A 9,270-nucleotide genomic window follows, 5' to 3' on the forward strand; every position below is an offset into this window, starting at 1 on the left:
TGCCGGAGAAGCGCCCCGGCCTCGACGCGCTGATCGACGTGCTGGCCCCGATCGCCGTCGATGCGCCGGTGGCGGGCGAACTGGCCCTGTCCGTGCTGCCGCCGACGCGGCGCGCCGGCAGCAAGCCCTTCGCCATCGAGGGCCGCAACGAGGGCTCGGGCGACTGGGAGATGCCACGCGCCGGCCAGCGCTACACGGCCTTCCAGGCCGGCGTGCAGCTGGCCAACCGCAACGGCGCGCTCAACGAGATCGAGTTCTCCGAATTCGTGATGAAGGCGCAGGCCTTCGCCGACGCAGTGAACGGCGAGGCGGCCTTCCCCGAGATGCGCGACGAGGTGGGGCGGGCGCGCGAACTGGACCAGTTCGCCAGCGCCCACGATGCCCAATTGAGCTTCACGCTGCGGGCGCGCAATGCGGCCTGGAGCCCCGGCTACGTGCAGCAGAACGCCGCCCGGCTCGGCTTCGTGGCCGGCGCGATTCCCGGCCGCCTGGTGCTGCCGGCCGGCGTGCCGGGCGGCGCACCGGTGCTGGGACTGGCCTTCTCGACCCAGGCCGCCCTGGCCGACGACCCGGCCCACTCCGCCATCCGCGAGCTGATCCTGAGCCTGGACGTGCCGCAGGTGCCGCGCGCGGAACAGCCCTTCGTGCGCATGCGCGAGGCGGCGGTGGCGCTGGCCGCCTCCATGGACGGCCTCATCACCGATGCCGACGGCCGCGTGATCCCGGCCGAGGCGCTGGACGCGATCGGCTCCGACCTGGAGCAGCTGTACGACACGCTCGATGCGCGCGACCTGTCGGCGGGTTCGCCGCAGGCGCGCAGACTCTTTTCATGACCATTCCCGTTGCGATCCAGGAGCGCGCGGACGCCCTGCGCGAGCTGCTGCACCACCACGCCCACCAGTACTACGTGCTCGATGCGCCGGAGATCCCGGACGCCGAATACGACAAGCTGTTCGGCGAGCTGCAGTCGCTGGAGGAACAGTATCCGGCGCTGCGCACGCCCGATTCGCCCACCCAGCGCGTCGGCGGCCAGGCGCTCGACGTGTTCGCCAAGGTGCGCCACAAGGTGCCGATGCTGTCGATCCGCACCGAGACCGACATCGAGGCGAGCGGCGCGCGCAACTTCGACGCCCGGGTGCGGCGCGAGCTGGGGCTGAAGGACGGCGATCCGCCGGTGGAATACGTCGCCGAACTGAAGTTCGACGGCCTGGCGATCAGCCTGCGCTACGAGCACGGCGTGCTGGTGCAGGCCGCCACCCGCGGCGACGGCGAGATCGGCGAGGACGTGACGCAGAACATCCGCACGATCGGGCAGATTCCGTTGCGGCTGCGCAAGGCGCCCCCCGTCCTCGAAGTCCGCGGCGAGGTCTACATGCGGCGCGACGACTTCGAGCGGCTCAACGAGCAGCAGCGCGAGCGGATCGCCCAGGGCGCGAAGAACGAGAAGACCTTCGTCAACCCGCGCAACGCCGCCGCCGGCGCCGTGCGCCAGCTCGATCCCTCCATCGCCCGCCGCCGGCCCCTGAGCTTCTACGCCTACGGCTGGGGCGAGATCGAAGGCGGCCCGGTTTTCGAGACCCACTACGAGATGCTGCAGGCGCTCAAGGGTTGGGGCTTTCCCGTCTCGGAGCGCACCGTGCTCGCCCGCGGCGCCGACGAACTCGTGGCCTACCACCAGGCCGTGGGCCGCGACCGCGACGCGCTGCCCTTCGACATCGACGGCGTCGTCTACAAGGTCAACAGCCTGGCGCTGCAGAAGCAGCTGGGTTTCGTCACCCGCGAGCCGCGCTGGGCGGTGGCGCACAAGTTCCCGGCCCAGGAGCAGCTCACGACGGTGGAATCCATCGACGTCTACGTGGGCCGCACCGGCAAGCTGACGCCGGTGGCGCGGCTCGCGCCGGTGTTCGTCGGCGGCGTGACTGTCACCAACGCGACGCTGCACAACGAGGACGAGGTCCACCGCAAGGACGTGCGCGTGGGCGACACGGTGATCGTGCGGCGCGCCGGCGACGTGATCCCGGAAGTGGTGGCGGTGGTGGCCGAGAAGCGCGTGCCGCACGCGCCGGAGTTCCACATGCCCACGCACTGCCCGGTGTGCGGCTCGGAGGCGGTGCGCGAGGAGGGCGAGGCGGACCACCGCTGCACCGGCGGCCTGTTCTGCAGCGCCCAGCGCAAGCACGCGATCCTGCACTTCGCCCAGCGCCGCGCGCTGGACATCGAAGGCCTGGGCGAGAAGCTGGTCGACCAGCTGGTGGAAACCAACGTGATCCGCGTGCTGCCGGACCTCTATCGCCTCGGCCTGCAGGGCCTGGTGGCGCTCGAACGCATGGGCGAGAAATCGGCGCAGAACCTGCTCGCCGCGCTGGAGCAGTCCAAGTCCACCACCTTGCCGCGCTTCCTCTACGGGCTGGGCATCCGGCACGTGGGCGAATCCACCGCGCGCGACCTCGCGCGCCACTTCGGCAAGCTGGACGCCATCATGGACGCCGACGTGGCGCAGTTGCTGGAGGTGCCCGACGTCGGGCCGGTGGTGGCCGAGAGCATCCATGCCTTCTTCCAGCAGCCGCACAACCGCGAGGTGATCGAGCAGCTGCGCGCCTGCGGCGTGCACTGGCAGGAAGGCGAGCCGGCGGTGCAGGCGCCCAAGCCGCTGGCCGGCAAGACCGTGGTGCTCACCGGGACACTGCCGAACCTCTCGCGCGACCAGGCCAAGGAACTGCTGGAGGCCGCCGGCGCCAAGGTGGCCGGCTCCGTCAGCAAGAAGACCGACTATGTCGTCGCCGGCGCCGAGGCCGGCAGCAAGTTGGACAAGGCGCGCGAGCTCGGGGTGGCGGTGCTGGACGAAGAGGGGCTGCGCGGCCTGCTCGGTTCGTAGACTGCCGCCGCGCGGGGGCTACGCGCCCGGCCGATGCTCCGGCCGCCGCCACAACCACACCAGCACGGCCACGATCGCTGCCAGGCCGACAAACGCCAGCGGACGCCAGGCCGCCGGCGCTACATACACCATCACCGGCCCGCTGACGGCGATCATCGTGGTGGCGAGCCACTTGGCGGGGCGCGGCACGACCTTCGCCTCCTCCCAGTCCCGCAGCGGCCGGCCGAAGCGCGGGTGCGTGAGCAGCCAGCGGTGCAGCCGCGGCGAGCTGCGCGAGGCGGCCCAGGCGGCCACCAGCAGGAAGGGCACCGTCGGCAGCACCGGCACGATGATCCCGATCACGCCAAGCACGACGCAGACCGCGGCCAGCGCCTGCAGTGCCCAGCGGGCAGGTGCCGTGAGTCCGCGGGGAGCCGTCTGCGCTTCGTTTTCCATTGCAAGGAAGATACCAGTTGGGCGCGCGGCGCGTATGCTCCGCAACCATGTCCGTACGCGAAATACTGAAGATGGGGGACGCGCGGCTGCTGCGTGTGGCGCAGCCGGTACGCGAATTCGACACGCCCGAACTGCATGCCCTGGTTGCGGACATGCAGGAGACGATGCGCGCCGCCAACGGCGCCGGCCTGGCCGCCCCCCAGATCGGGGTGGATTTGCAGCTGGTGATCTTCGGCACCGATGCGCCCAACCCCCGCTATCCCGATGCGCCGCCGGTGCCGCGCACCGTGCTGGTGAATCCCGTGGTCACCCCGCTCGGTGACGAGGAAGAGGAGGACTGGGAGGGCTGCCTGTCGGTGCCGGGCCTGCGCGGCGTCGTTCCACGTTGGCGGCGCATCCGCTACAGCGGCTTCGACGAGAAGGGCCGGCCGATAGCACGTGAAGTCGAAGGTTTTCATGCCCGGGTGGTGCAGCACGAATGCGACCACCTGGCGGGCAAGCTGTACCCGATGCGGGTGCGCGACCTCACCCGTTTCGGCTTCACCGAGATCCTGTTCCCGGAGCTGGCCGGCGCCGACGAGGATTAGCCCGGCGTTACAGGCTTTACACCGATCAGCCTGCGATCGCCTCCAGCAGCTCGGTCTCGATCTCGATCTGGCGCCGGTTCTGTTGCAGCTCGGGACCGTCGATCAGGAAAGTGTCTTCCACCCGCTCGCCCAGCGTCGTCACCTTGGCGAGCTGCAGGTTCAGGTTGTGGCGCGCCAGCACGCGGGCGATGGAATAGAGCAGGCCCACGCGGTCGCTGGCGGAGACGGAGAGCAGCCAGCGCTGCGCCTTCTCGTCCGGCAACAGGTCCACCCGGGGCGGGATCGGGAAGCTCTTGACCCGGCGCGAGACGCGGCCGCGGCTGGGCGCCGGCAGCGGGCCGGCCGCTGCGATGACGTGGGCCAGGTCCGACTCCACCATGCTGCACAGCTCGCGGTAGTGCTCCGGCAGCATGGCCGTGACCACCTGGAAGGTGTCGAGCGCGTAGCCGTTGGTGGCGGTGTGGATCTTGGCGTCCAGGATGCTGAAGCCGGCGTGGTCGAAATAGCCGCAGATGCGGGCGAACAGGTCCGGCTGGTCGGCCGTGTAGACCATGATCTGCAGCCCCTCGCCCACCGGCGACATGCGGGCGCGCACGATCACCTTGGCCGTGCCGACATAACGTGAGACGTGGCGCGTGTGCCAGACGATGTCGCCGGCGTCGTGGCGCATGAAGTAGCCCACGTCCAGCGTGTCCCACAGCTTCTTGTGGGCCTCGAAGGGCAGGGCATAGAGCTGCAGCTGCACCAGCGCCTCGCGCTTGCGCGCCTCCACCTCGGCGCGCGGGTCCGGCGCGGCGCCGCCCAGCGCCCGCACCGTGTAGCGGTACAGGTCTTCCAGCAGCTTGCCCTTCCAGGCGTTCCACACCTTGGGGCTGGTGCCGCGGATGTCGGCCACGGTGAGCAGGTACAGCGCCGTGAGGTTGCGCTCGTTGCCCACCCGCGCGGCGAAGGCCTTGATCACCTCCGGGTCGCCGAGGTCCTGCTTCTGCGCCACGTTGCTCATGAGGAGGTGATTGCGCACCAGGAATTCGGCCAGCTTGCAGTCCTCCGCCGGGATGCCGTTCTGGCGGCAGAAGCGCCGCACCTCGCGCGCGCCCAGTTCCGAGTGGTCGCCGCCGCGGCCCTTGGCGATGTCGTGGAACAGCGCCGCGATGTAGAGGACCCAGGGCTTGTCCCAGCCGGCCGCCAGCTGCGAGCAGAACGGATACTCGTGCGCGTGCTCCGCGATGAAGAAGCGGCGCACGTTGCGCAGCACCATCAGGATGTGCTGGTCCACCGTGTAGACGTGGAACAGGTCGTGCTGCATCTGCCCCACGATGCGGCGGAACACCCACAGGTAGCGCCCCAGCACCGAAGTCTGGTTCAGCAAGCGCATGGCGTGGGTGATGCCGCTCGGCGCCATCAGCATGGCGCGGAAGGTGGCGTGGTTGACCGGGTCGTTGCGGAACGCCGTGTCCATCACCCGGCGCGCGTTGTAGAGCGCGCGCAGCGTGCGCGCCGACAGGCCCTTGACGCCGGGCGTGGTCTGGAACAGCAGGAAGGTCTCGAGGATGGCGCGCGGGTTCTTCAGGTACAGGTCGTCGCTCGCCACCTCGATGTTGCCGGCCTTCTCCAGGAAGCGCTCGTTGATCGGACGCGCTTCCGCGGCCAGCGGGTTGAGCCTCTCCTCGATGTTCAGCAGCAGGATCTGATTGAGCTGCGCCACGGCCTTGGCCGCCCAGTAGAAGCGCTTCATCAGGCGCTCGCTGGCCCGCGCCAGCATGCGGCCGTCGCCGCGCAGCACCGGCTTGTAGCCCAGCGAATCGGCCACCGTGTTCTGCAGGTCGAACACCAGCCGGTCCTCGCGCCGGCCCGCCACGATGTGCAGCCGCGCCCGCAGCATGGACAGCAACGCCTCGTTCTGCTTGATCTGGCGCGCCTCGAAGGCGGTGGCCAGGCCGCGCCGCGCCAGCTCGTCCCAGCTGCGGCCGAAGCCGGCGGCGTTGGCCACCCACAGGATCACCTGCAGGTCGCGCAGGCCGCCGGGCGACTCCTTGCAGTTCGGCTCCAGCGAGTAGGGCGTGTTCTCGAACTTGGTGTGGCGCTGGCGCATCTCCAGCGTCTTGGCGGTGAAGAAGGCGCGCGGGTCGATCCGCTCGCGGGTGCGGGCCTGCAGCTCCAGGAACAGCTTGCGCGCGCCCGTGATCGGGCGCGACTCGAGCAGTGCCGTCTGCACGGTGACATCGCCGGCGGCCTGCGCCAGGCATTCCTCCACCGTGCGCACGCTGGAGCCGATCTCCAGCCCGGCGTCCCAGCAGCTGCCGACGAAGCGCTCGATGCGCTGCTTCAGCGCCTCGTCGTCGTCGGGCGAAACGCCGTCCGGCAGCAGGATCAGCACGTCGACGTCGGAATACGGGAACAGCTCGCCGCGGCCGAAGCCGCCGACGGCGACCAGCGCGATGCTGGCCGGAAGGCCCGCTTCCTTCCACAGTACCTCGAGGCTCTCGTCGGCGAGCTGGCTCAGCTTCTGCAGCAGCCCCTTGACGCTGCGGGTGGAGCCGACTTCGCGGAACTCGGCCAGCAGGGCGGCCTTGCGGGGCTTGTAGGCACCCGCGCCGTCATTCCCGCGCGAGTCCCCGTCGTTCCCGCGCAGGCGGGAATCCAGACCTTCCTGGGGCCCCGGCGCGGGGACGACGGTGGGTTGCGTCATCCCTTCACGAAGGCCGGCGGCGGCGGGCTGCCTTCCGACAGCGTCAGCACCTCGTAGCCGGTCTCGGTGACGAGGACGGTGTGCTCCCACTGCGCCGACAGCGAATGGTCCTTGGTGACGATGGTCCAGCCGTCGTTGCCGAACTCCTTCACGTCGCGGCGGCCGGCGTTGATCATCGGCTCGATGGTGAAGACCATGCCGGGCCGCAGCTCCTCCAGCGTGCCCGGCTTGCCGTAGTGCAGCACCTGGGGCTCCTCGTGGAAGTTGCGGCCGATGCCGTGGCCGCAGAACTCGCGCACCACGGAGAAGCCGTTGCTCTCGGCGAACTTCTGGATGGACCAGCCGATGTCGCCCAGGCGCACGCCCGGCTTGACCTGCACGATGCCGTGCCACATCGCGTCGTAGGTGATCGCCACCAGGCGCTTGGCCGCGATCGAGGCGTCGCCGACGATGAACATGCGGCTGGTGTCGCCGTACCAGCCGTCCTTGATGACCGTGACGTCGACGTTGACGATGTCGCCCTTCTTCAGCGGCTTGTCGTTCGGGATGCCGTGGCACACCACGTGGTTCACCGAGGTGCACAGCGAGGCCGGGTAGGGCGGGTAGCCGGCCGGCTGGTAGCCCAGCGTGGCGGACGTCGTGCCCTGCTTGGCCATGCACTCGGCGGCCAGCCAGTCGATGTCGCGGGTGGTGATGCCCGGCTTGATCAGCGGCGTGAGGTAGTCCAGGACCTCCGCCGCCAGCCGCCCGGCGGTGCGCATCCCCTGGATGCCTGCTTCGTCTTTGATCGTGATGCCCATGGGCGGGATTATCCCAGAGCGGAAAAAGGCACGCAGGTAGAATGGCAGGCTCTCCCGGGAGCGCCCCAGTCAGCGGCCCCCGCGCCCCATCCGAAGGCTTCAGCACAGTGTCCCTGCACATCACCGAGTTCGAGGGCGGCCAGGCCCTCAGCGACTTCCGGATCCAGCAACTCCTGCCGCGCCTGCAAGCGGTGCATCCCAAGATCGCGGGCATCGCGGCGCGCTACGTCCACCTCGTCGCCAGCGAGCATCCCTTCAGTGCCGAGGAGCGCGAGCACCTCGCGGCACTGCTGACCTACGGCGATCCGTATGCGGGCCCGGCCGAGGGGCCGCTGCTGGTGGTCACGCCGCGCCTGGGCACCGTCTCGCCCTGGGCTTCCAAGGCCACCGACATCGCGCACAACTGCGGCCTCGCGATCCGCCGCATCGAGCGGGCGGTCGAATACCGGCTGCGGCTGTCGTCCGGCTGGCTGGGCAAGCCGCAGCTGGAGCCGGCCCAGCTCGCGGCCGTCGCCGCGCTGCTGCACGACCGCATGACGGAAAGCGTGGTGCCCAGCCTGGCCGAGGCCGAGCGCCTGTTCACCGAGCTGCAGGCCCAGCCCATGGAGCACGTGGACGTGCTCGGCGGCGGCCGCGCCGCGCTGGAGGAGGCCAACCGCCGGTTCGGCCTGGCGCTGGCCGAAGACGAGATCGACTACCTGGTGCAGGCCTTCACCGGCCTCGGGCGCAACCCGACCGACGTCGAGCTGATGATGTTCGCGCAGGCGAACAGCGAGCACTGCCGGCACAAGATCTTCAACGCCAGCTTCACCATCGACGGCCAGCCGCAGGACAAGAGCCTGTTCGCCATGATCCGCAACACGCACCAGGCGCATCCGCGGCACACGGTGGTGGCCTATGCGGACAACGCCGCGGTGATGGAAGGCCACCGGGTCGAGCGCTTCGTGCCGGACGAGGCGGGCCTCTACCGCGCCGGCGAGGCGGTGCACCACGTGCTGATGAAGGTGGAGACGCACAACCACCCGACGGCGATCTCGCCCTTTCCCGGCGCGTCCACTGGCGCCGGCGGCGAGATCCGCGACGAAGGTGCCACCGGCCGCGGCGCCCGTCCCAAGGCGGGCCTGACCGGCTTCACGGTATCGAAGCTGTGGGAAGGCAGCTTCGGCAAGCCGGAGCACATCGCCAGCCCGCTGCAGATCATGACCGAGGGCCCGCTCGGCGGCGCGGCCTTCAACAACGAATTCGGCCGGCCCAACCTGCTGGGCTACTTCCGCGAGTACGAGCAGGAGGTGGCGGGCGTCGCGCGCGGCTACCACAAGCCGATCATGATCGCCGGCGGCATCGGCTTCATCGATGCCGGGCTCACCCACAAGATCCCGTTCCCGGCCGGCACCTTGCTGGTGCAGCTGGGCGGCCCCGGCATGCGCATCGGCATGGGCGGGGGCGCCGCCTCGTCCATGGCCACCGGCACCAACACGGCGGAACTCGATTTCGATTCGGTGCAGCGCGGCAACCCGGAGATCGAGCGCCGCGCGCAGGAGGTGATCAACCGCTGCTGGGCGCTGGGCGAGAAGAACCCGATCCTCGCGATCCACGACGTGGGCGCGGGCGGGCTCTCGAACGCCTTCCCCGAGCTGACCAACGATGCCGGCCGCGGCGCGCGCTTCGACCTGCGGCGGGTGCCGCTGGAGGAATCGGGCCTGGCACCGAAGGAGATCTGGTGCAACGAGAGCCAGGAGCGCTACGTGCTCGCGATAGCCCCGGAATCGCTGGAGCAGTTCCGCGCCTTCTGCGACCGCGAACGCTGCCCGTTCGCGGTGGTGGGCGTGGCGACCGAGGATCGGCAGCTGGTGGTGGCGGCCGGGGTGCCCCTCACCCCGGCCC

At 70.1% G+C, this 9,270-nt stretch carries 7 protein-coding genes; 4 read left to right on the top strand and 3 right to left on the bottom strand.

The genetic code is table 11. The features are described from left to right. Both VFM98_RS22250 and ligA read left to right on the top strand, forming a co-directional pair. On the top strand, window positions 1-833 hold an 833-nt coding region (locus VFM98_RS22250), incomplete at its 5' end, for a cell division protein FtsZ (protein ID WP_325112077.1). Further along, complete coding sequence (gene ligA, locus VFM98_RS22255) at window positions 830-2,875, top strand: NAD-dependent DNA ligase LigA (protein WP_325112078.1); 2,046 nt, start codon at window positions 830-832, stop codon at window positions 2,873-2,875. The genes VFM98_RS22250 and ligA, both read left to right, overlap by 4 nt. Before the next feature lie 18 nt (window positions 2,876-2,893). Here ligA and VFM98_RS22260 read toward each other — a convergent pair whose 3' ends face one another. Beyond that, on the bottom strand, window positions 2,894-3,310 hold the full coding sequence (locus tag VFM98_RS22260; RefSeq protein WP_325112079.1) for a YbaN family protein: 417 nt from the start codon (window positions 3,308-3,310) through the stop codon (window positions 2,894-2,896). 47 nt (window positions 3,311-3,357) lie between these two features. Between VFM98_RS22260 and def the strand changes: the two genes are divergently transcribed. Then, a complete protein-coding gene (gene def / locus VFM98_RS22265) occupies window positions 3,358-3,897 on the top strand; it encodes a peptide deformylase (protein WP_325112080.1) in 540 nt (179 codons plus the stop codon). Between the two features lie 25 nt (window positions 3,898-3,922). Here the strand turns inward: def and VFM98_RS22270 are convergent, their stop codons facing one another. Further along, complete coding sequence (locus VFM98_RS22270; protein WP_325112081.1) at window positions 3,923-6,586, bottom strand: [protein-PII] uridylyltransferase; 2,664 nt, start codon at window positions 6,584-6,586, stop codon at window positions 3,923-3,925. Next, window positions 6,583-7,386 (bottom strand): type I methionyl aminopeptidase, encoded by an 804-nt coding sequence (map, locus tag VFM98_RS22275; RefSeq protein WP_325112082.1) that lies wholly within the window; start codon window positions 7,384-7,386, stop codon window positions 6,583-6,585. The genes VFM98_RS22270 and map overlap by 4 nt, the downstream gene beginning before the upstream one ends. Before the next feature lie 107 nt (window positions 7,387-7,493). Here map and purL point away from each other — a divergent pair. Continuing rightward, on the top strand, window positions 7,494-9,270 hold a 1,777-nt coding region (purL, locus tag VFM98_RS22280; RefSeq protein ID WP_325112083.1), incomplete at its 3' end, for a phosphoribosylformylglycinamidine synthase.

This window comes from Ramlibacter sp., assembly GCF_035706265.1.
In the GTDB taxonomy this organism is placed as follows: domain Bacteria; phylum Pseudomonadota; class Gammaproteobacteria; order Burkholderiales; family Burkholderiaceae_C; genus Ramlibacter.